We start from the raw sequence: 20,061 nt of genomic DNA, 5'->3' as shown, positions 1-20,061 counted from the left end.
AGCAGGATGACCATCGCCGCCGGGGCCTTCGCCCTCGGCGGCATCCTGCTTTTCGTCGGCCTCGCCGGCGCGGCACTGCTTGCCCAATCGGCCGGCAGCGCCGGCGCCGGTCCGCTTTTCGATGCCTATATCTGGCGCATCACACGCTTCACCCTGCTGCAGGCCAGCCTCTCGACACTTCTTGCCATCCTATTCGCCATACCGGTGGCCCGGGCACTTGCCCGCCAGGCTTCGTTCCCCGGCCGCATCTGGGTGCTGCGGCTTCTGGCGCTGCCACTCGGCCTGCCGGCGCTCGTCGCCGCACTCGGGCTCATCGAAATCTGGGGCCGGCAGGGGCTCTTGAACAGGGTGCTTTCGGCAGCCGGGCTGGAGCAGCCGGTCAGCATCTATGGCCTCTCCGGCATTCTCATAGCCCATGTCTTCTTCAACATGCCGCTCGCCGCACGCTTGATGCTTGCCGGCATCGAGCGCATTCCGGCCGAATACTGGCGCACCAGCGCCAATCTCGGCATGGGATCCTTCGCCACCTTTCGCTTCATCGAGTGGCCGGTGATCCGCGGATTGCTTCCCGGCATCGCCGGGCTCATCTTCATGCTCTGCGCCACCAGCTTCACGCTCGTGCTGACGCTTGGCGGCGGGCCGGCCGCCAGCACGATCGAAGTGGCGATCTATCAGGCGCTGCGCTTCGACTTCGACCCGCCGCGGGCGATCGCCCTTTCGGCACTTCAGGTCGCCCTTACCGGAGCGCTGCTTCTCGTCCTGAAATTGATCGCGCCGGCGCCGCTGGAGGGAGAGACCAGCGGCAGGGCCATCCGGCGTTTCGACGGCGCAAGCGGTCTGTCGCGGCTTGCCGACCGGATCTGGCTGATACTCGCCGTCATCCTCGTCGGCCTGCCATTTGCGGCCATCGCCTATAGCGGATCGAAGGCCGACCTCGTCCGTCTCGTGAGCGAGCCGGCATTCCATCGGGCGCTCGCCATGAGCGCGACGATCGCCCTTGTCTCCGCCACGATCTCCGTCGCGATCGCGGCGCTGATGATCCGTACCGAACGGCTCGCGCTGGCGCAGCGGCGCCCCGGAGCGGCGCCTCGCCTCTTTGCAGGCACGATCGGCGCGAGCACCTCCTTCATACTGCTCGTGCCTCCCGTCGTGCTCGGCGCCGGATGGTTCCTGCTCCTGAGGCCTTTCGGCGACGTCGCCCGTTTCGCGCCGGCCGTCGTCGTCGCCATCAATGCGCTGATGGCGCTTCCCTTCGTTCACCGGGTGCTCGCGCCGGCCATGGCGACGCATGCCGCGCGCACCGCGCGCCTTGCCGCGAGCCTTGGCATCGGCGGCTTTCACCGCCTGCTGTGGATCGACTGGCCGGGCCTGCGCAAGCCTCTCTTTGTCGCCTTTTCCTTTGCCATGGCCCTCTCGCTCGGCGATCTGGGAGCAGTCGCTCTTTTCGGCTCCGAGGACATGGTAACCCTCCCCTACCTGCTCTATAGCCGGATGGGCAGCTATCGCACCGCGGATGCGGCCGGACTGGCGCTGGTTCTCGGCCTTCTCTGCCTTGTCCTGACTGTGCTCGGCACGGCGGGAGAGGAGATGCCGCCCGAAGGTAAAAGCACATGAGTTCCACCGCTCTCGCCGTCAAAGGCGTCGAGATAAGCTTCGAAACGACGACGCTCGCCTTCGACTGCACGGTTCCCGCGGAGCGGATCGTCGCCGTGGCCGGCGCCTCCGGCTCGGGCAAGTCGACGCTCTTCAACATCATCGCCGGCTTCGAGCAACCGGAGCGCGGGGAAGTCATCATCCTCGGCGAGGAAATGACCGGTCGGGCGCCGGCGGAACGGCCGGTCTCGATCATATTCCAGGAACATAACCTCTTCGCACATCTCGACGTCGCCACCAATGTCGGCTTCGGCATCAGCCCGGCGCTGCGACTGGATGCGGCCGACCGCATGAAAGTGGAGGATGCGCTGGCCCGGGTCGGGCTCGCCGGTTTTGGCAAGCGCCTGCCGCCGACGCTTTCAGGCGGCGAACGCCAGAGGGTCGCGCTCGCGCGCGCCTTCGTGCGGCACCGCCCGATCCTCCTGCTCGACGAGCCTTTCGCCGCGCTCGACCCCGGCATGCGCGCCGAGATGCGGGCACTCATCAGCGATCTGCACGAGGAGGAAGGCAACACGATACTGATGATCACACATCATCCCGATGACGTGAGGGCGCTCGCCGACAGCGTTCTTTTTCTCGACCGGGGCCGGATTGTCGCCCATGATGAAGTCGATCGGTTCCTCGGGCGCCGCGACATCGCTGCGATCAACCGGTTCCTCGGCAACGAAGGATGACGTATTGTTCGCGGCGGCCGATCCGACGCCGGGCGAACTAAATTCGCCGGACGCCACAATTTGACCGCCGCGCCGTGCGAGGCGCGGGAGACACCAGCGGGTATCTCGCAAAATTCGCGCATCCGTTGCTGCGATACCACGGGGCAACTATTTCTACTGGGGTCGGCTAGGCAGGCGGCGCTGAAATCGGATACAGCAGAATCCTGGCTGAAACACCCGCGCCGGTGCACCGCATCCGGCTGAAAAAGTAGGACTTTTCGCCGATTGCGATGAATGGCTTCGAGCCGCGGGTCGCGCCGGCGGATGGGGACGGGCTGAGGCATGATAAGGCAGGCAGTCATGAATGGCTGGTTTCCGCGGCGGCATGGAGCCGTGCGCGCACGAGCGCTGGTCGCATTGGCTGCCACGACGCTGATCGCTGGCTGCCAATCCGTGATCGAGCAGACCTACGAGCCCACCGTTTCGCCATCCTCCAATCCGCAGATCGTCGAGGAAGTGCAGAAGAACGACCCGCGGGCCCAACTCGGCGCGCGCGAGCATCCGCGCATCGTGGCGAGCTACGGCGGAGAATACCGCGACGCCAAGACCGAGCGGCTGGTCGCCCGGATCACCGGCGCCCTGACCGCCGTTTCGGAAAACCCGCAGCAATCCTACCGCATCACCATCCTCAACTCGCCGGCAATCAACGCTTTCGCGCTTCCGGGCGGCTATCTCTACGTGACGCGGGGTCTGCTGGCGCTCGCCAACGACGCCTCGGAAGTGGCCGCCGTACTCTCGCACGAGATGGCGCATGTGACGGCCAATCACGGCATCCAGCGCCAGCAGCGCGAGGAAGCGGAGGTGATCGCCAGCCGTGTTGTGTCCGAGGTGCTTTCCTCCGACCTTGCCGGGAAGCAGGCGCTTGCCCGCGGCAAGCTGCGCCTTGCCGCCTTCTCGCGCAATCAGGAACTGCAGGCCGACGTGATCGGCGTCCGCATGCTGGGCGAGGCCGGATACGACCCCTATGCGGCAGCGCGCTTCCTCGATTCCATGGCCGCCTATAGCCGCTTCAGCGCGGTCGATCCGGAGGCGGATCAGAGCCTGGACTTCCTGTCGAGCCACCCCAACGCGCCGCAGCGCGTCGATCTCGCGCGCCGGCATGCCCGCGCCTTCGGCCCCGAGGGGACGAGCGGCGACCGCGGGCGCGACTATTATCTCGCCGGCATCGACGGTATCCTCTATGGCGACAGCCCGCAGGAGGGCTATGTCCGCGGACAGACCTTCCTGCATGGCCAGCTCGGCATACGCTTCGACGTGCCCACCGGCTTCCAGATCGACAACAAGGCCGAGGCGGTGCTTGCCACCGGGGCGGGCGAGGTCGCCATTCGTTTCGACGGCATCGCCGACGCGAGCCGGCGCAGCCTGACCGACTACATCGCCAGCGGCTGGGTAACGGGCCTCAAGCCCGATACGATCCGCCCGATCACCGTCAACGGCCTCGAGGCCGCAACGGCGCGCGCATCGGCCGACCGCTGGGATTTCGATGTCACGGTGATCAGGTTCGGCGAGCGCATCTACCGCTTCCTGACGGCCGTTCCGAAGGGCTCGAGCGCACTCGAGCCGACGGCAAACCAGTTGCGAACCTCCTTCCGCCGCATGACGTCCGGCGAGGTCCAATCGTTGAAGCCGCTGCGCGTCCGGGTGGTCACGGTCAGGTCCGGCGATACGATCGCGACCCTTGCGGCCCGCATGATGGGTACAGACCGCAAGCTCGATCTTTTCCGGCTGATCAATGCGATGCAGATCACATCGACCGTCAGACCCGGCGACAAGGTGAAGATCATTTCGGAGTGAGGCGGCGCAGGGGCTGCCTCTCATCGGACTCGCGGTGCCGTCTCGCCTCTTACTGCATGTTTCCTTTAATCGTATCCGATTAAAGGACAAAAACATGCAGCAGATCAAAGTGCTACAGCGACCTTTGCGCGTCTGATAAGACGCGCGGCGCTGTAGTCGCTCAATGGAGAACTGGCGAGCCCAAGGCTCGTCCCTTCGCCCCGCTCGCGGGGAGAAGGTGCCGGCATGCGGATGAGGGGCAAATGACCTCGCGAAGCCTTACGCTTCAATGCATCGCCGCCGTCAGCGCCGGCGCCTTGGCGGTGAGCGCCGCACGAAGTTTTTCGAGTGCGCGCGTCTCGATCTGCCGCACGCGCTCCTTCGATATTCCAAGCGCGACGCCGAGCTCCTCCAGCGTGGCGCCATCCTCCGTCAGGCGGCGGGCGCGAATGATCTTCATTTCACGCTCGCTGAGCTCTCCGAGCGCGACCTGCAGCCATCGGCGGGCGCGCTCGCCGTCGATCAGATCGCTCACCTGCTCGTCGGGCAGAGGTGCCTCGCTCGCCAGGAAGTCCAGCCGGGCGCCGGCATCCGGGTCGCCGCTGCCGATCGGCGCCTGCAGCGACGCGTCGTTTCCGGAAAGGCGCGCATCCATGGTCTGCACGTCGGCAAGGCTGACACCGAGAGCCGCGGCGATCTCCTCGTGCATCGCCTGCGAGGTCAGTTGCCTGTCCCCCTGGGCGAGCCTCGCGCGCAACCGGCGCAGATTGAAAAACAAGGCCTTCTGCGCCGAACTGGTGCCGCCGCGTACGATCGACCAGTTGCGCAGCACGTAGTCCTGCATCGATGCGCGGATCCACCACGTGGCATAGGTCGAGAAACGCACCTCCCGGCTCGGCTCGAAACGCGCTGCGGCTTCCAGCAGCCCGATATGCCCCTCCTGCACGAGATCCCCCATGGGCAGTCCGAAACTGCGGAACTTCGCCGCCATCGAAATCACCAGACGCATGTGCGACATTGCGATCTTGTTGCGCGCCTCCTGGTCGTTATCGTTCCGCCAGGCCTGTGCGAGCGCATGTTCCTCATCCCGCTCGAGATAGGGCGCTTCCATGGCAATCTTGATCATACGCCTGTCTGCTGTGAGGGTCTTCATCGATTGCTCCGTAGCTGGCGGCAAGCGCCATTTCACGATTGAACTCCAAACGCCGAGCGCTCTCTTGCGGCGTTCGGCAACGGGGACGGATGGCGCTGGTTGACGAAATGACAGGGCGCCCTAGATGGAAGAATACGAACCTGAGGCGTGAGGAAATCACGGGGCCAAGATCGCTCGGCAGCACAGGCGAAGGCCTCCCTGCCGGGAGTGTTAAACGTGCGCGGGCGCGAAAAGTTCCGCGGGCGGTCGCGATTTTTGATTGTGGATCCCGCCGCTTTACGCCCCACCGATTGTAACGCGGCTGCGCCGCGCCCGGCTCTCGGCTTCTCGCGCAATCGGGCGCTCAGCTTCATGGAACATAGGGCAACAAAAAAGCCCGGCCTTTGGAGCCGGGCTTTTCTGATTGATTTTACGCAAGGAGTGTTTAAGCGGCTTCGTCCTGTGCGTCGTCTTCTTCGATAGCCTTGCCGCGCTTCGGGCCCTTGTTGAGATTGGCCTCGACAAGGCGAACGGCCTCAGTTTCCGACATCCTGTTCACGGCAGCGATTTCGCGCGCCATCCGGTCAAGCGCGGCTTCATAGAGCTGGCGCTCGGAATAGGACTGTTCCGGCTGGTTCTCGGCGCGATAGAGGTCGCGTACGACTTCCGCGATGGAAATGAGATCGCCGGAATTGATCTTGGCATCGTATTCCTGAGCGCGGCGCGACCACATGGTCCGCTTCACGCGCGCCTTGCCCTGCACGACCTTCAACGCGCGGTCGACGAAATCGGTTTCGGACAGCTTACGCATGCCGATGCCCACAGCCTTCGCCACCGGCACCTTGAGACGCATCTTGTCCTTCTCGAAGTCGATGACAAAGAGTTCGAGCTTCATGCCCGCGACTTCCTGCTCCTCGATCGCGACGATCTGGCCAACGCCATGGGCCGGGTAAACGATCGATTCACCGGTCTTGAAGCCTTGGCGCGTTGAAGATTTCTTCTGCTGGGTGGTCATTCGTTTCAAACACTCCCTAGTGCGCACCCGGCCCTCACAGGGGCCGGGGCCGGGTCAGTCAGGCCCGGGATAGACGGAGATACCGCCGGGTGGGTCCACCTGGTCCTCCAACGAAACGCAAACAAGCTCTTATGGCGCAGTCACAAGCAACGAGCCGTTGCATATCTCAAAAGTGCCGCGCGGTGGAGATCGTGTGCTTTCGTGCTGGTTTTCGGGCGCACAAAAGCACCCTCTGTGGATCAGTGTATGAAAACTATCACAAAAAAGAGCGGAAATCAATAATTTGCTGCACGGCAACGATCAAGTCGCCGCGCTCGCAAGCGCGAAGTGCCGGCGGGATTTCCCCAGCTTTCCGGCCTCGCCATCTGTCGTCCGTCAGCCGTGACGAACCGAGCGGCCGGAACCGCCTCAGTCGCCCTGTCCCGGTTCGGAAGAAAAATACTTCTCGTATTTTTCTTCTACGCCATCCATCTCCTTGGCCTCCGGCAGCGGGTCGCGCTTGACGGTGATGTTCGGCCACTGTGTGGAAAATTCCGCGTTCAGTTTCAACCACATATCGAGGCCCGGCTCGGTATCGGGCTTGATTGCGCCCGCGGGACATTCCGGCTCGCAGACGCCGCAGTCGATGCATTCATCCGGGTGGATGACGAGGAAGTTCTCCCCCTCATAGAAACAATCCACCGGGCAGACTTCAACGCAGTCCGTGTACTTGCAGCGAATGCAGTTATCGGTCACGACATACGTCATGAGGTACTCCAGCCAATGCTCACATTTGATGGCAGACGGCAATCAACGGTGATACTCGATCGCCCGCGCATGCTAGGCATGTCCGGCGCGCATAGCTGCCGAGGCAGACCCGAATGCCATCCTCTGCATGGCTTCGTGAATCGGAATCGATCCGGTGAAACCACACATCGGTTCAAGCTGCTACACCAACCTTCGCCCCTCGAACGGGGCGTTCGGCACTGTAGCGTTGCTTGTCACGTAAAGGCTTTGACGGGCCTTTGCAAGAATTATCCATGCGCGATTTGCCCCTGTGGGGGCACAGTTTTCCAGCCTCGGGACGGGCGTGCCGAAATCGGCTGCGGGCCGCCTCCGACAGTGTACGGCGCCGGGTCCAATGTCTGAAAATCAGTCGTCTTCCAGGTCCCCCGGCCGCAAGCGGTCCGGCCCCGGCCGCAAGCGGTCCGTCTCGCGGCGGTCCCGCTTTGTCGGCCGCCCCGCTCCGCGGTCGCGCGTCGCCTCCTCGAAAAGCGTGGGCCTGCCGGCGGGCACGGCGGGAGTCAGATCCTCGTAGAGCAGGCGCGCTTCCTCATAGGGGCCGCGGCGGGACCCGGGCAGCAGCACGCGCACGACGAGATCGCGCCGCTCCAGCGATACCTCGAGCATGTCGCCGGCCTTGATCTGGGCGGACGATTGCGTCTCACGCTTGCCGTTGACCGCCACATGACCCGCCTCTATCGCCTTCTGAGCGAGCGAGCGCGATTTGATCAGCCGGGCGAAGAACAGCCACTTGTCGAGCCGCTGGCGCATTGCAGGGGCGGACGGCGGCTGCTTTTCCATGGGCCTGACCTACTTCTTCATCTGCTCCTTCAGAGCAGCGAGCTTGGCGAAAGGTGAATCCGGATCGATCGGTTTTTCCTTGCGGGGCGGGCGCCCTTCGAACTTGGGAGGAGACGACTTGTTTCGATCGTGCCGGTCGCCGCGGTCTTTTCGCTGGCCGCCCGGCCTTCCTTCAGACCCCTTGCCCTCCTGCGGCTTGCCTTCCCAGGGCTTGCCCTGCGACTTGCCCTGCGACTTGCCGTGAGGGGCCTGCCTGCGGCCGCCCTCGCGGCCTTCGGTCTGGCCATGGCGCTGGCCGCCTCGGCGCTGTTCGCCCTGGCGACCGCCCTGTCGCTGATTGTCCTGGCGGGTGCCCGGACGCCACAGGAGCACCGGCTTGGCTTCAGCCGGGGCCTCCGGCTCAGCCGGTGCCGCCGCATCGTCGCCCGCCGGCGCGGCCTGCGTCTCGGCAGCTGCGGTATCGGCGGCTTCCGTCTCTGCAGCCGGCGCGGCCGGCGCCTCGGCAGCCGCGGTTCCGGTGGCTTCCGTCTCTGCGGTCGGCGCATCCGCGGCTTCAGCCTCGACGCTCCCCGCATCCGCTACACTCGCACCGGCCTCTTCGGCAGGCGCCGTCTCCCCATTCTGGCTTGCCAGGAAAGCTGCCGCCTCCTCGGCCGTCACGGCGTCCGCGCGATAGCCGAGACCCTTGAGGATTTCCTCCATGTCATCGGGCGTTGCCCCGAGAATGGACAACATCGACGTCGTCGCGACGAAACGGCGGCCGTCATAGGCGCCTTCAGGACGCGGCGATGTCCCCGGCTTCCACTGCAGGAGCGGACGGATGAGATCGGCAAGCCGCTCCAGGATATCGATCCGCACCGCGCGCTTGCCGAGGAACCGGAAGCCCGCGAGCTTGTAGAAGGTCCGCTCGAAGGACGGATCGGTGACGACGGAGGTGCGGCCGGCAGCAAGCATCGGGATGAGCTCGCCGTAGCCGGGCTTGTCCAGCCCGTCGTTCTTCAGCGCCCAGAGAAGCGTGATCAGCTCCGCCGGAGCCGGCTTCAGAAGCGCGGGGAGGAAGATGTGATAGGCGCCGAAGCGTACACCGTATCTGCGAATCGACGCGCGGCTCTCCTGATCGAGCGACTTCACCTCTTCGGCGACGTCGCGACGGAAGAGCACGCCGAGATTCTCGACGATCTGGAAGGCGAGACCCTTCGCGAGACCCTCGAGATCCTCGGCGCGCGAAATGTCGTCCAGAGGCTTCAGCACCGTGCTGATGTGATGGTTCACGAAACGCTCGATCCGCGCCAGCACGTGTTCGCGGGCATTGGCCTGGAGCTGCTCGTCGGCAAGCAGGATGACGCGGGGACGCATGACGTGGTCGCTCGCCGTGAGCCGCGCGACCGGATCGCCGAGCCAACGGACGAGACCGTCCGACGACAGGGCCAGGTCGCCGTTGCCGGCCGCATGGAGACGAGCGGCGCGCGCTTCGAATTCCAGCGCGAGCGCCTTATGGGCGGCACCCTGAACGGCCTTCGCGTCCGTTCCCTCGCTGCCCGCGGCGAGCGTGAACCGGAAACCGGCTAGCTGACCCACATGGTGTCCCTCGACGAAGACATCACCATTCACACTGATTTCTGCTTCCAGCATCGCATTCTCTCTCAGGCGCTTCATGAGCACAGATGTCCTGCGATCAACAAAGCGTTTCGTCAACCTTTCATGTAGCGCGTCGGACAATCGATCTTCGATTTCCCGCGTCTTTTCTTGCCAGTGTGTCGGATCGGCAAGCCACCCGGGCCGGTTGGATACATAGGTCCAGGTCCTGATCTGCGCAATTCGCGCCGAAAGTGTGTCGATTTCGCCGTCCGTATGATCGGCGCGCCGGACCTGTTCGGCCATGAAATCCTCGTTGACCGTGCCATGGCGAACGAGGTCGGCATAGATGGTCGAGATCAGATCCGCATGCTGGGCCGGCGTGATGCGGCGATAATCCGGGAGCGCGCAGGCTTCCCAGAGCTTCTCGACGCGCTCGGACGCCGTGGCGACGTCGACGATCTCCGGGTAGCGGGTCAGATGCTCGAGCGCCTGCTGATCGACGGCCGGGAGCGCCCGCGCCAGGCCCGATACCGCCGGTGCGGCCTCGAGGCTCTTTCTCAGTGCCTTCAGCGAAGAAAAGTCGAGCGCCTTGGAGCGCCATTGCAACACCCGGAGAGGGTCGAACTCATGCGATTCGATGCGGTGCACCAGGTCCTCGTCAAACGGATCGACGCGTCCGGTCACGCCGAAGGTCCCGTCCCGGACATGCCTGCCCGCGCGCCCTGCGACCTGGGCGAGCTCCGCCGGATTGAGGTTACGGTATTGGTAGCCGTCGAACTTCCGGTCCTGAGCGAAGGCGACATGATCGACGTCGAGGTTCAGCCCCATGCCGATCGCGTCGGTCGCCACGAGATAGTCGACGTCCCCCTCCTGATAGAGTGCCACCTGCGCATTGCGGGTTCGCGGCGAAAGCGCGCCCAGTACGACGGCCGCGCCGCCGCGCTGGCGCCGGATGAGCTCCGCGATCGCATAGACCTCGTCGGCCGAAAAGGCGACGATTGCCGAGCGGTTCGGCAGGCGGGTGATTTTCTTGGAGCCGGCATAGACAAGCTGCGACATGCGCGGCCGCTCGACGACGGTGATGCCGGGCAGCAGATATTCGAGGATCGGCCGCATCGTCGCGGCGCCGAGCAGCAGCGTCTCGCCGCGGCCGCGCAGGTGCAGGATCCGGTCCGTGAAGATGTGGCCGCGTTCGAGATCGCCTGCGAGCTGAACCTCGTCGATCGCCACGAAGGAGGCCGTCGTCTCGCGCGGCATCGCCTCCACCGTGCAGACCGAGTAACGGGCGCGATGCGGCGCGATCTTTTCCTCGCCCGTGATCAGCGCGACATTGTGGTGACCGACCTTCTCCACGAGACGGGTGTAGACCTCGCGCGCGAGCAATCTCAGCGGAAGCCCTATGACGCCGCTGTCATGCGCGATCATGCGCTCGATCGCATAATGGGTCTTGCCGGTGTTGGTGGGTCCGAGCACCGCGGTCACGCCGCGGCCGCTCAGGATCATGGATTGAAAGGACAAGGTCTCGATCCCGGGCAGTCTCTGCAGCGCCGCACTTCTTTTGGTCGCGAAGCTCGCTGCAGTGCTGATTTTCCGTATGTATTATCCGTAAAACGGCTCCGATTTATGGAACACGCACTGAGAGCCGGTGCGCTTTCATGCTCCGGCGGGAAACAGATGCCTATGCGACGTGCCAAACGCAAGGGTTCACGGGGAATAAATACGCCAATCGGCAACCATATCTTGCGCCTCCCCTTAGAACTCTCGTTCAGGATTCTGGAACAGCGACGGAACGAATCAGACACGAATCGCTGACTCCCGCTGATTCACTTTATGTTCACGGCTATATATAGTTTTCAACATCTAGTTACGCACCATATGCTGAATCCAAGGGAGGATCACCCCTCAGAAGCTGCCGATCGGCTTCGTTTGGCGTCATTGCGGCCGTTGACCACGCAAAGGATTCCGAATCCAAGAGTCTGGAAAGATTGAAAAATTTTAACGGGATTCGCTGCCGATCGGCCGAGTCCGGAAATAGGAATCGCTTCACAGGCACCCGCCTCCTGCCGGGGCAGAGCAACGCCGACTCGCCGGCGGGAACGGTTTCCCCTTTCGTTCACCACAATATCTAGTGCCAGGGCCGAAACGAATCCGGCGCCCCGAAGGGCGCCGGAAAGCCGAGGGCACCATGCCTCAGGCGAAGTACTGGCCGCCATTGGCCGAAATCGTCGAGCCGGTGATGAAGCCCGCGTCGTCGGAAGCGAGAAACACGACGCAGCGTGCCACTTCCTCCGGCTCGCCGAGGCGTCCGACGGGTATCTGGGGAATGATCCGCTCGTTGAGCACCTTTTCCGGAACGGCGCGCACCATCTCGGTGCCGATATAGCCGGGGCAAATCGCGTTGACGGTGATCCCTTTCGCCGCCCCTTCCTGGGCCAGCGCCTTGGTCAAGCCGAGATCGCCGGCCTTGGCGGCGGAATAGTTCACCTGGCCCATCTGCCCCTTCTGGCCGTTGATCGACGAGATGTTGACGATACGGCCGAAGCCGCGGTCGCGCATGCCCGACCACAGCGGATGCGTCATGTTGAAGACGCCGGTGAGATTGGTGCCGATCACTTCGGCCCACTGTTCCGGCGTCATCTTGTGGAACATGGCGTCACGGGTGATGCCGGCATTGTTGACGAGGATGTCGACCGGTCCGAGGTCGGCCTCGACCCTGGCGATGCCATCGACGCAGGCCTGATAGCTCGATACGTCCCATTTGTAGACGGGAATGCCGCTTTCCTGCTCGAAGGCCTTGGCCCTCTCGTCATTTCCGGCATAGTTTGCGGCCACCTTGTAGCCCGCAGCCTTCAGCGCCACGCAAATCGCAGCGCCAATGCCGCGGGATCCGCCCGTTACCAGTGCTACCCTGCTCATACTCGCCTCCCACTCGGTTAAGTCAAATTTGCAAAAGCACACCCCTGCAGCCCGGCGAGCCCGGGCCGCTGATGTGCATCGTCTGATCCGAAACTTGCCCGCATCGCGGGAGGCCGGTTACAGGCGTTCCACGCACATGGCGACGCCCATGCCGCCGCCGATGCACAGGGTGGCAAGCCCCTTGGAGACGCCGCGCCGCTTCATTTCGAAAAGAAGCGTGTTCAGCACGCGGGCACCGGAGGCACCGATCGGATGGCCGATGGCGATCGCTCCGCCATTGACGTTGACGATCGAAGGATCCCAGCCGAGGTCCTTGTTGACGGCGCAGGCCTGAGCCGCGAAAGCCTCGTTCGCCTCCACGAGCTCGATATCGGCGACCGACCAGCCGGCCTTTTCGAGGGCCTTGCGCGATGCGGGGATGGGGCCGGTGCCCATGATCTGCGGGTCGACGCCTGCCGTGGCCCAGGAGACGATGCGGGCAAGCGGCTGGATGCCGCGCCGGGCCGCCTCGGCCTCGGTCATCAAGAGCGCCGCGGCGGCACCGTCGTTGAGACCCGAAGCGTTGCCCGCGGTCACGGTACCTTCCTTGTCGAAGGCCGGGCGGAGCTTTGCGATCGAATCCAGCGTGGCACCGTGGCGGATGTACTCGTCCTGATCCACGTTTACGTCGCCCTTGCGCGTCTTCACGACGAAAGGCACGATCTCGTCGGCGAAACGGCCGGCCTTCTGGGCCGCTTCCGCCTTGTTCTGGGAGGCAAGCGCGAATTCGTCCTGTTCCTCGCGCGTCAGCTGCCATTTCCGCGCAACGTTCTCGGCGGTGATGCCCATGTGGTAGCCGTAGAAGGCATCCGTCAGGCCGTCCTTGATCATCGTGTCGATCATCTTGTAGTCGCCCATCTTCACGCCGCCGCGCAGGTGCGCGCAATGCGGCGCCATCGACATCGACTCCATGCCGCCGGCAACGATGACCTTCGCATCGCCGGTTGCGATCTGCTGCATGCCGAGCGCTACGGCGCGCAGGCCCGAGCCGCAAAGCTGGTTCATGCCCCAGGCGGTCTTTTCCTGCGGGAGACCGGCCTTCATCGCCGCTTGCCGCGCAGGATTCTGCCCCTCGCCCGCCGGCAGCACCTGACCGAGGATCACCTCGTCCACCTCGCCCGCTTCGACGCCAGCCCGCTCCAGCACCGCCTTGATGGCGGCCGCACCCAGTTCGTGCGCGGGAGTATTGCCGAAGGCGCCGTTGAAGGAGCCGACGGCCGTGCGAGCCGCGCTGGCGATGACGATCGAGGGATTGCTCATGGGACGTTCCTCATATTTGCTTTGCCTGATGGAGGCAGACTGGCAAAGGGAGGAGCGCGAGTCAAACGGCTAGTTGCACTGCCGCAAAAGCTTCACGGTCGCTTGTCGGCGCTCCTTCGCACCTGCGTCGCCGCATTGCACAAAGAGATTGTCAGTGGCGCTCTTTTGCGGATACTCTGAAAAATACAATAAAGACGGGACCATGGGTAAGAGGAGACCCTGATGGGGAAAAACGAAGGCCAGATCGTTATCAAGAAATACGCGAACCGGCGACTCTACAATACCGGTACGAGCACTTACGTGACCCTCGACGACCTGGCTGTCATGGTGAAGAGGGGCGAGGACTTCATAGTTCAGGATGCCAAGTCCGGCGAAGATATAACCCATTCCGTGCTGACGCAGATCATCTTCGAACAGGAGTCGAAGACCGGCAACACGCTCCTGCCGATTTCCTTTCTCCGCCAGTTGATCTCCTTTTATGGCGACCAGATGCAGATGGTCGTACCGAGCTATCTCGAGCACTCGATGCAGGCCTTCACCGAACAGCAGGCGCAGATGCGGGAGCAGATCACCAAGGCCTTCGGCGATACGCCGATCGGCAAGAACCTGAAGGTGCCGCTGCAGCTCGTCGAGGAACAGGTCCGGCGCAACACTGAAATGTTCCATCAGGCCATGCAGATGTTTTCGCCCTTCATGGCCGCCCCGCCGGCCAAGGAAACCAGGAAGGCCGAGGCGAAGGACATCGACGAACTGAAGGAACAGCTCCGCGCCCTTCAGACGAAACTGGATAATCTGGGCTGATCACCCCTCGATCCACCAAAGAAAAAGGGCCGGCAATGCCGACCCTTCGAACTTCATCCGCAGGCGGAAACGCTTATGCGTTTTCCTTCGGCGTCAGGACCTGGCGGCCGCGATACATGCCGGTCTTCAGGTCGATGTGATGCGGGCGGCGCAGTTCGCCGGAGTTCTTGTCTTCGATGTAGGTCGGAGCCTTGAGGGCGTCAGCGGAACGGCGCATGCCACGCTTGGACGGGCTCGTTTTTCTTTTCGGTACAGCCATTTCATTCTCCACTTATCGGGCAAAACACTGTTCAGCAGCCGAAAATGGCCGGGTCAAACAGATGTCGATCTCGGAATTTCGCGCGCTTATACATGTCGAACCGCACTTTGACCAGTCCCCGCGGGCAAATTTTCGACTCGGGCGCGGGAAGCCCCGATCCGCCTCAGGCCTCGTCCTCGGGTACGATCCATGTTTCGACTCTCGCCGCCTCCTCCCATTGGCGGAAGGCCGGATGCGCCTTGACGGCGTCAATATAGGCGAGCGTCGCCGGGTCCGCCACGAGCTCATAGGTCTCGAAACGGTTGACGACCGGGGCGAACATCGCGTCGGCCGCGGTGAACCGGCCGAAAAGGAACGGCCCCCCTGATTGCGCGACCGACTCCCGCCAGATCGTCTCGATCCGCGCCACGTCCTCGACGACGCCGTCCGGCAGAGCGATCGCCTTTCTCGGACGGCGGATGTTCATCGGGCAGGCGCCGCGCAGCGCCCGGAAGCCGGAGAGCATCTCCATGGAGTAGCTGCGCGCACGGGCACGATCCGCGCGGTCCTCCGGCCAGAGACCCGCATCCGGGAAAAGCTCCGCGACATATTCGATGATCGCGAGCGATTCCCATATGCGGATCTCGCCGTGATGAAGAACGGGAACGCGGCCCGTGGGCGAGATTTCGTGAAAACGCGGATTTCCGGCCGCAAAATCGAAGGGAACGACGACGTCCTCGAACGGAATTCCGCCGGCCGTGAGGGCGAGCCAGGGCCGCAGCGACCAGGACGAATAGTTCTTGTTGCCGACATAGAGGACGAGCTTGGCCATGATCCTGTCTCCGACTGGGTTCGCTCATGCGAGATACAAACGCAGCCTTGCCACATCAGCGGCCGGCGAACCAATGAATTGGTTTCATCCTAATCATAAAGGCACGTGATATAACCGCCGGAGCGGCCGGCCCGGCGTTCGATCACCGCAGCGAGACGCCGCAGGCCACGCCCCGGCTTGCCGGCAGTGCGATCGATCGGGTTGGGCAGCGAGACGGCGAGGAGAGCGGCCTGGCGGCGCGAAAGCTTCGCCGCCGAAACGCCGAAATGATGCCGGGCGGCGGCCTCGATCCCGTATATGCCCTCGCCCCATTCGGCGACGTTCAGGTAGATCTCCATCAGGCGCCGCTTGCTCCAGGCGAAATCGGCCGCGATCGCGAGCGGTAGTTCCATCGCCTTGCGCACGAAGGAACGGCCGTTCCAGAGGAACAGGTTCTTGACCGTCTGCATCGGGATCGTGCTGGCGCCGCGCGTCTGTTCGCCGTCGAGCGCATCCTCGACGACGCCGCGCATCTGCGCCCAATCGATGCCGGCATGGGCGCAGAACTGCCCGTCCTCCGACATCATCACCGACTGGACGAGCACCGGCGCGATGTCGTCGAATTCCACCCACTGCCGGTCATAGCCGCGCAGCAGCACGAGATCGCGCAGCATCAGTGTCGAAACCGGGTGAATGAACTCCAAGAGATAGAGGCCGATCAGGGCATAGGGCAGGATGAGAACTGAGAGGACGATAAAAACGAGCCGACGCCGCCGCGAGCGCCAGGTCCTGCGCGTGGCCGTCCAGCGACCGGCGGGCAACTCCGCCTCCTCGCGTTCTTCCGAAACGATCTCCACGCCCCGTCCGTCCACCTCTTTTCCGCCCGCCTCTTGTCCCATTCACCCTCTCATATGCGATGGCGAGCGAAAGTTGAACGGCCTTTCTCGCAAAAGGCAAGGCTCTGCAGCGCCGTCATCCCCGGACCAGCCCTGTGCGCTGCGACGCCAAAGCCCGTTGAAAGCCGCTCCGCCGCGTGTCAAAGAGCCTTTATGAAAGACGAGAGATCATCCTTTCCGGCGCGCCTCAAGACCAACGCGGTCGCGGTCGAAGCGCTGCTCGAGACATTGCTCGGTCCGGCCGTGGGCACGGGCGAAATCGCCCGCCCGGCAAACCTGCTCGGAGCCATGCGCCATGGCGTGCTCAACGGCGGCAAGCGGCTGCGGCCTTTTCTCGTCGCCGAAAGCACGGCCCTCCTCGGCGGCGATGCGGAAGCGGCGCTCAGAACAGGCGCCGCGCTCGAATGCATCCACTGCTATTCGCTCGTCCATGACGACCTCCCGGCCATGGACGACGACGACATGCGCCGCGGAAAGCCGACGGTGCACGTCGCCTTCGACGAGGCGACGGCGATCCTTGCGGGCGACAGCCTGCTGACCTTCGCCTTCGACATCGTCGCGGCGCCGGAAACGGCGCTCTCCGACCGTCAGAAGACGACGCTCGTGCTGGCGCTCGCGCGCGCCGCGGGGCATGGGGGCATGGCCGGCGGTCAGGCGCTCGACCTAGCCGCCGAAAAGAGCGCCCCCGACGAAGCGGGCATCGTCCTCTTGCAGTCGATGAAGACAGGTGCCCTCATCCGCTTCGCCTGCGAGGCGGGTGCGATCATCGCCGATGCGCCGGCAGAGGACCGCCGACGGCTGCGCGCCTTCGGGGACAAGATCGGCCTCGCCTTCCAGCTTGCCGACGACCTGCTCGACCTCACCGCCGATGCCGCAATCGTCGGCAAGGCGACCGGCAAGGATGCCGCACGGGGGAAGGGCACGCTTGTCTCCCTGCATGGCCAGCCCTGGGCCGAGCGGCGGCTCGAAAGCCTGGTGGCCGAGGCGGAAGGCCTGCTCGAACCCTACGGACCACGCTCGGCGATCCTTGCCGAAACCGCCCGCTTCATCGCCAACCGCAGGAACTGAGCTCATGAGCAAACTTTGGTCGCCGATCGTTGCCGCGCTGAAACCTTACGTCCCCGGTGAACAGCCGCGCATGGCCGATCTCGTCAAGCTCAACACCAACGAGAGCCCCTATGGCCCCTCGGAAAAGGCGCTGGGGGCGATCCGGGCGGCCGCAGACACGGATCTCCGGCTCTACCCGGATCCGGTGGCTCTCGGACTGCGGCAGGCGATCGCCGCGCGCCACCAGGTATCGGTCGGCGAAGTCTTCGTCGGCAACGGTTCCGACGAGGTCCTGGCACACACATTCGCGGCGCTGCTGAAGCACGACAGGCCGCTGCTTTTTCCGGACATCTCCTACAGCTTCTACACGACCTATGCGGGCCTTTTCGGCATCGAGGCGGTGGAGGTGCCGCTCGACGCCGCATTCCGCATCGACATCGCCGATTATCGCCGGCCCTCGGGCGCGGTCATCCTGCCGAACCCGAACGCCCCGACCGGCATCGGCCTGCCGCTTGCCGAAATCGAAAGGCTGGTGGCCGACCATCCCGGTCAGCCGGTGGTGATCGACGAGGCCTATATCGATTTCGGCGGCGAATCCGCAATCGCGCTCGTTCCGAAATACGACAACCTGCTCGTCGTTCAGACCTTCTCGAAGTCACGCGCGCTGGCCGGCCTGCGCGTCGGCTTCGCGATCGGCCAGCGGCCGCTGATCGAGGCGCTGGAGCGCGTCAAGGACAGCTTCAACTCCTATCCGCTCGGACGCGCCGCCCAGGCCGGCGCAACGGCCGCGATCGAGGACGAGGCGTGGTTCGAGGCGACCCGCGGCAAGATCATCGCCTCGCGGGCGAAGCTGGCGAGCGAACTCGAAAAGCGCGGCTTCGAGGTCCTGCCGTCGCAGGCAAACTTCGTCTTCGCCCGCCACCCCGGACATGCGGGCCAGACGCTGGCGGCGAAACTGCGCGAAAGGGCTGTGATCGTCCGCCATTTCGCCAAGCCGCGAATCGCGGATTTCCTGCGCATCACCATCGGCACCGACGCGGAATGCGCCAAGCTGGTCGCGGCGCTCGACGAGGTTCTGTAAGGGCTGAACGGCGGACCGCGCGTTTCGCCCCCTCCTCGGGTTTAACCCGAGGACCAACCCTCTCCCGGCAGGCCGGCTATGGCATATGCATATCTGCTCCTCCGGCGGGAGCCGTTGCCATGGGTATGCGATAAACGGTTTGACCTTCGCATGCCTAAACGATGCCACGGACAGAACGCAGAAGTGGAGGCGAGGGCCCGCCGCATACATTCTCCCCCCTTGTGGGGGAGACGACAAGCGGCTTGACCTTCACCTATCCCAAACGATGCCGTCGGGAGACCGCATAACCGGAAGCGAGAACCAGCCGGTTTCTCCCCATGGCAACGGATTCCGCCAGAGGAGCAGATGCGTATATGCCCTAGAGCGGTATGTATTTAAGCCCGTTCATATCCCGCCTCTTTGAAGTAGGCTGCGCATTCCTGTGGGGTGACGGCTTGGAGAATGTGGCGCAGTTCGTCATGGATTGCATCGCGTGATCTGGCCTGTGCCTCACGCAACCAGTGCTTGATTTTGGCGAAGAGCTTTTCGATCGGATTGAGATCGGGGGAATATTTCGGCAGAAAGAACAGGCGGGCGCCGGCCTTACGGATGGCGGCGCGGATCTCCTGACCCTTATGGGAGCCGAGATTGTCCAGGATGACGATGTCGCCGGCTTTGAGTTCCGGCACCAGAACTTGCTGGACATAGATGCGGAAGCGTTCGCCATTGATCGGGCCATCGAGGATAAAGGGAGCGCTGACGCGGTCGGCCCTGAGTGCGGCGACAAAGGTCATGGTGTTCCAATGGCCGAAGGGGGCGTAGCCCACCAGTCGTTCGCCGCGAGGCGCCCAGCCCCGCAGCGGCGCCATGTTCGTCTTCGTCCAGGTCTCATCGATGAAAACGAGGCGGGCGGGATCAATTCCGGGGCAGTGCTTCAGCCATCGTGCCCGGTGGCGGGCGACGTCGGGCCGCTCCCGTTCGCTGGCGACCAGCGTCTTTTTTTATAACTCAACCCCTCTTCGTGCACGAAGGTCCAGACGGCGCGATAATCCACCTTCAGGCCGCGCTCGCTCAACTCGGCGACAAGTCCGTGCAGCGTGAAGTCGCGCTCGCGGCAGCGGCAAAGCAGCCAAGCCCGGTGCGGACCGGAAAGCTTGCGGGGCTTGTGCCCACCCATCTGGCCGGGTGCGGCGCTGCCCGTCTCGCGAAACCGCCGCACCCAATCGATCGCGGTGCTGATGCCGATGCCGAAGCGCTTGGCCGCTGCCCGGCACGATAGGCCCTCGCCCGTCACCGCATCGACAACGCGTTCCCGAAGATCATTCGAAAAAGGTCTCGCCATAAAGGCCGGCCTCCTTCACCGGCCTGAATGGTGAATCTGATTTGCGCAGAAAAAGGAATCCCCTTTCCGATTCCGCCTAAATGCATCCCGCTCTAGCGCAGGCAGGGAGAGGGGACTTGCAGGGAGAGGGGACTTGGGCAACGCTTCACCGCGAATCTCCTTCGCCCCGCTTGCGGGGAGAAGGTGGCCGGCAGGCCGGATGAGGGGAAGCCAAAAACATACCG

General features: G+C 64.0%; 17 protein-coding genes. 6 read left to right on the top strand and 11 right to left on the bottom strand.

All coding sequences use genetic code 11. The annotated features are described in order from the left end of the window. Window positions 1-6: 6 nt before the first annotated feature. The 3 genes from thiP to M1D34_RS16065 all read left to right on the top strand — a co-directional run bounded on the left by thiP (window position 7) and on the right by M1D34_RS16065 (window position 4,160). Complete coding sequence (gene thiP, locus M1D34_RS16075) at window positions 7-1,614, top strand: thiamine/thiamine pyrophosphate ABC transporter permease ThiP (protein ID WP_498779892.1); 1,608 nt, start codon at window positions 7-9, stop codon at window positions 1,612-1,614. Continuing rightward, window positions 1,611-2,327 (top strand): thiamine ABC transporter ATP-binding protein, encoded by a 717-nt coding sequence (gene thiQ / locus M1D34_RS16070; protein WP_107608554.1) that lies wholly within the window; start codon window positions 1,611-1,613, stop codon window positions 2,325-2,327. The genes thiP and thiQ overlap by 4 nt, the downstream gene beginning before the upstream one ends. Window positions 2,328-2,648: 321 nt before the next feature. Next, on the top strand, window positions 2,649-4,160 hold the full coding sequence (locus M1D34_RS16065; RefSeq protein ID WP_498779890.1) for a M48 family metalloprotease: 1,512 nt from the start codon (window positions 2,649-2,651) through the stop codon (window positions 4,158-4,160). Window positions 4,161-4,425: 265 nt separating this feature from the next. Here M1D34_RS16065 and M1D34_RS16060 read toward each other — a convergent pair whose 3' ends face one another. The 7 genes from M1D34_RS16060 to M1D34_RS16030 form a co-directional block, all read right to left on the bottom strand. Then, window positions 4,426-5,292, bottom strand: coding sequence for an RNA polymerase factor sigma-32 (locus M1D34_RS16060; RefSeq protein WP_498779889.1), 867 nt, complete (start codon window positions 5,290-5,292; stop codon window positions 4,426-4,428). Window positions 5,293-5,716: 424 nt separating this feature from the next. Further along, a complete protein-coding gene (locus M1D34_RS16055; protein ID WP_003535785.1) occupies window positions 5,717-6,286 on the bottom strand; it encodes a CarD family transcriptional regulator in 570 nt (189 codons plus the stop codon). A 408-nt stretch (window positions 6,287-6,694) separates the two neighbouring features. Continuing rightward, window positions 6,695-7,033 carry a ferredoxin FdxA gene (gene fdxA, locus M1D34_RS16050; protein ID WP_003535779.1) on the bottom strand — a complete coding sequence of 113 codons (339 nt, stop codon included), beginning with the start codon at window positions 7,031-7,033 and terminating at the stop codon, window positions 6,695-6,697. Between the two features lie 384 nt (window positions 7,034-7,417). Next, complete coding sequence (locus M1D34_RS16045; protein ID WP_498779886.1) at window positions 7,418-7,849, bottom strand: RNA-binding S4 domain-containing protein; 432 nt, start codon at window positions 7,847-7,849, stop codon at window positions 7,418-7,420. Window positions 7,850-7,858: 9 nt separating this feature from the next. Further along, window positions 7,859-10,930 (bottom strand): helicase-related protein, encoded by a 3,072-nt coding sequence (locus tag M1D34_RS16040; protein WP_498781736.1) that lies wholly within the window; start codon window positions 10,928-10,930, stop codon window positions 7,859-7,861. Between the two features lie 687 nt (window positions 10,931-11,617). Next, the gene (locus M1D34_RS16035; RefSeq protein WP_498779885.1) at window positions 11,618-12,343 is read right to left on the bottom strand and encodes a beta-ketoacyl-ACP reductase; all 726 of its coding nucleotides are present in this window, start codon (window positions 12,341-12,343) and stop codon (window positions 11,618-11,620) included. Between the two features lie 117 nt (window positions 12,344-12,460). Then, window positions 12,461-13,642, bottom strand: coding sequence for an acetyl-CoA C-acetyltransferase (locus M1D34_RS16030; protein ID WP_003535771.1), 1,182 nt, complete (start codon window positions 13,640-13,642; stop codon window positions 12,461-12,463). A 222-nt stretch (window positions 13,643-13,864) separates the two neighbouring features. On the opposite strand from M1D34_RS16030, the gene phaR reads away from it, so the two are divergent. Beyond that, the gene (gene phaR / locus M1D34_RS16025; protein ID WP_003535770.1) at window positions 13,865-14,443 is read left to right on the top strand and encodes a polyhydroxyalkanoate synthesis repressor PhaR; all 579 of its coding nucleotides are present in this window, start codon (window positions 13,865-13,867) and stop codon (window positions 14,441-14,443) included. A 73-nt stretch (window positions 14,444-14,516) separates the two neighbouring features. Here phaR and rpmF read toward each other — a convergent pair whose 3' ends face one another. The 3 genes from rpmF to mtgA all read right to left on the bottom strand — a co-directional run bounded on the left by rpmF (window position 14,517) and on the right by mtgA (window position 16,391). After that, window positions 14,517-14,702: a 50S ribosomal protein L32 gene (gene rpmF / locus M1D34_RS16020; RefSeq protein WP_003535764.1), complete on the bottom strand. Its 186-nt coding sequence runs from the start codon at window positions 14,700-14,702 to the stop codon at window positions 14,517-14,519. Between the two features lie 163 nt (window positions 14,703-14,865). After that, entirely contained in the window at window positions 14,866-15,513 is a 648-nt protein-coding gene (locus tag M1D34_RS16015) for a glutathione S-transferase family protein (RefSeq protein WP_010970529.1), read from the bottom strand. Window positions 15,514-15,602: 89 nt separating this feature from the next. Continuing rightward, window positions 15,603-16,391: a monofunctional biosynthetic peptidoglycan transglycosylase gene (gene mtgA / locus M1D34_RS16010; protein WP_010970530.1), complete on the bottom strand. Its 789-nt coding sequence runs from the start codon at window positions 16,389-16,391 to the stop codon at window positions 15,603-15,605. 150 nt (window positions 16,392-16,541) lie between these two features. Between mtgA and M1D34_RS16005 the strand changes: the two genes are divergently transcribed. Both M1D34_RS16005 and hisC read left to right on the top strand, forming a co-directional pair. Then, on the top strand, window positions 16,542-17,456 hold the full coding sequence (locus tag M1D34_RS16005) for a polyprenyl synthetase family protein (protein WP_010970531.1): 915 nt from the start codon (window positions 16,542-16,544) through the stop codon (window positions 17,454-17,456). A 4-nt stretch (window positions 17,457-17,460) separates the two neighbouring features. Continuing rightward, the gene (hisC, locus tag M1D34_RS16000; protein WP_498779881.1) at window positions 17,461-18,516 is read left to right on the top strand and encodes a histidinol-phosphate transaminase; all 1,056 of its coding nucleotides are present in this window, start codon (window positions 17,461-17,463) and stop codon (window positions 18,514-18,516) included. 374 nt (window positions 18,517-18,890) lie between these two features. Here the strand turns inward: hisC and M1D34_RS15995 are convergent. Further along, a protein-coding gene (locus M1D34_RS15995; protein WP_011970797.1) for an IS630-like element ISRm2011-2 family transposase occupies window positions 18,891-19,837 on the bottom strand; the annotation gives its coding sequence in 2 pieces (ribosomal slippage) (window positions 18,891-19,498 and window positions 19,498-19,837; 948 coding nt in all). Window positions 19,838-20,061 lie beyond the last annotated feature (224 nt).

This window comes from Ensifer sp. D2-11 (assembly GCF_054161295.1).
Note: the sequence above shows the minus strand (reverse complement) of the source record. Positions and strands in the feature narration are given on the sequence as shown.

Excerpts from the sequence above, each read along its gene's own strand:
- M1D34_RS16040 (WP_498781736.1), bottom strand. The coding sequence starts at position 10,930 with ATGATCCTGAGCGGCCGCGGCGTGACCGCGGTGCTCGGACCCACCAAC.
- hisC (WP_498779881.1), top strand. The coding sequence starts at position 17,461 with ATGAGCAAACTTTGGTCGCCGATCGTTGCCGCGCTGAAACCTTACGTC.
- fdxA (WP_003535779.1), bottom strand. The coding sequence starts at position 7,033 with ATGACGTATGTCGTGACCGATAACTGCATTCGCTGCAAGTACACGGAC.
- M1D34_RS16055 (WP_003535785.1), bottom strand. The coding sequence starts at position 6,286 with ATGACCACCCAGCAGAAGAAATCTTCAACGCGCCAAGGCTTCAAGACC.
- M1D34_RS16060 (WP_498779889.1), bottom strand. The coding sequence starts at position 5,292 with ATGAAGACCCTCACAGCAGACAGGCGTATGATCAAGATTGCCATGGAA.
- M1D34_RS16030 (WP_003535771.1), bottom strand. The coding sequence starts at position 13,642 with ATGAGCAATCCCTCGATCGTCATCGCCAGCGCGGCTCGCACGGCCGTC.
- thiQ (WP_107608554.1), top strand. The coding sequence starts at position 1,611 with ATGAGTTCCACCGCTCTCGCCGTCAAAGGCGTCGAGATAAGCTTCGAA.
- M1D34_RS16035 (WP_498779885.1), bottom strand. The coding sequence starts at position 12,343 with ATGAGCAGGGTAGCACTGGTAACGGGCGGATCCCGCGGCATTGGCGCT.
- M1D34_RS16065 (WP_498779890.1), top strand. The coding sequence starts at position 2,649 with ATGATAAGGCAGGCAGTCATGAATGGCTGGTTTCCGCGGCGGCATGGA.
- M1D34_RS16005 (WP_010970531.1), top strand. The coding sequence starts at position 16,542 with ATGAAAGACGAGAGATCATCCTTTCCGGCGCGCCTCAAGACCAACGCG.
- thiP (WP_498779892.1), top strand. The coding sequence starts at position 7 with ATGACCATCGCCGCCGGGGCCTTCGCCCTCGGCGGCATCCTGCTTTTC.
- rpmF (WP_003535764.1), bottom strand. The coding sequence starts at position 14,702 with ATGGCTGTACCGAAAAGAAAAACGAGCCCGTCCAAGCGTGGCATGCGC.
- mtgA (WP_010970530.1), bottom strand. The coding sequence starts at position 16,391 with ATGGGACAAGAGGCGGGCGGAAAAGAGGTGGACGGACGGGGCGTGGAG.
- phaR (WP_003535770.1), top strand. The coding sequence starts at position 13,865 with ATGGGGAAAAACGAAGGCCAGATCGTTATCAAGAAATACGCGAACCGG.
- M1D34_RS16015 (WP_010970529.1), bottom strand. The coding sequence starts at position 15,513 with ATGGCCAAGCTCGTCCTCTATGTCGGCAACAAGAACTATTCGTCCTGG.
- M1D34_RS16045 (WP_498779886.1), bottom strand. The coding sequence starts at position 7,849 with ATGGAAAAGCAGCCGCCGTCCGCCCCTGCAATGCGCCAGCGGCTCGAC.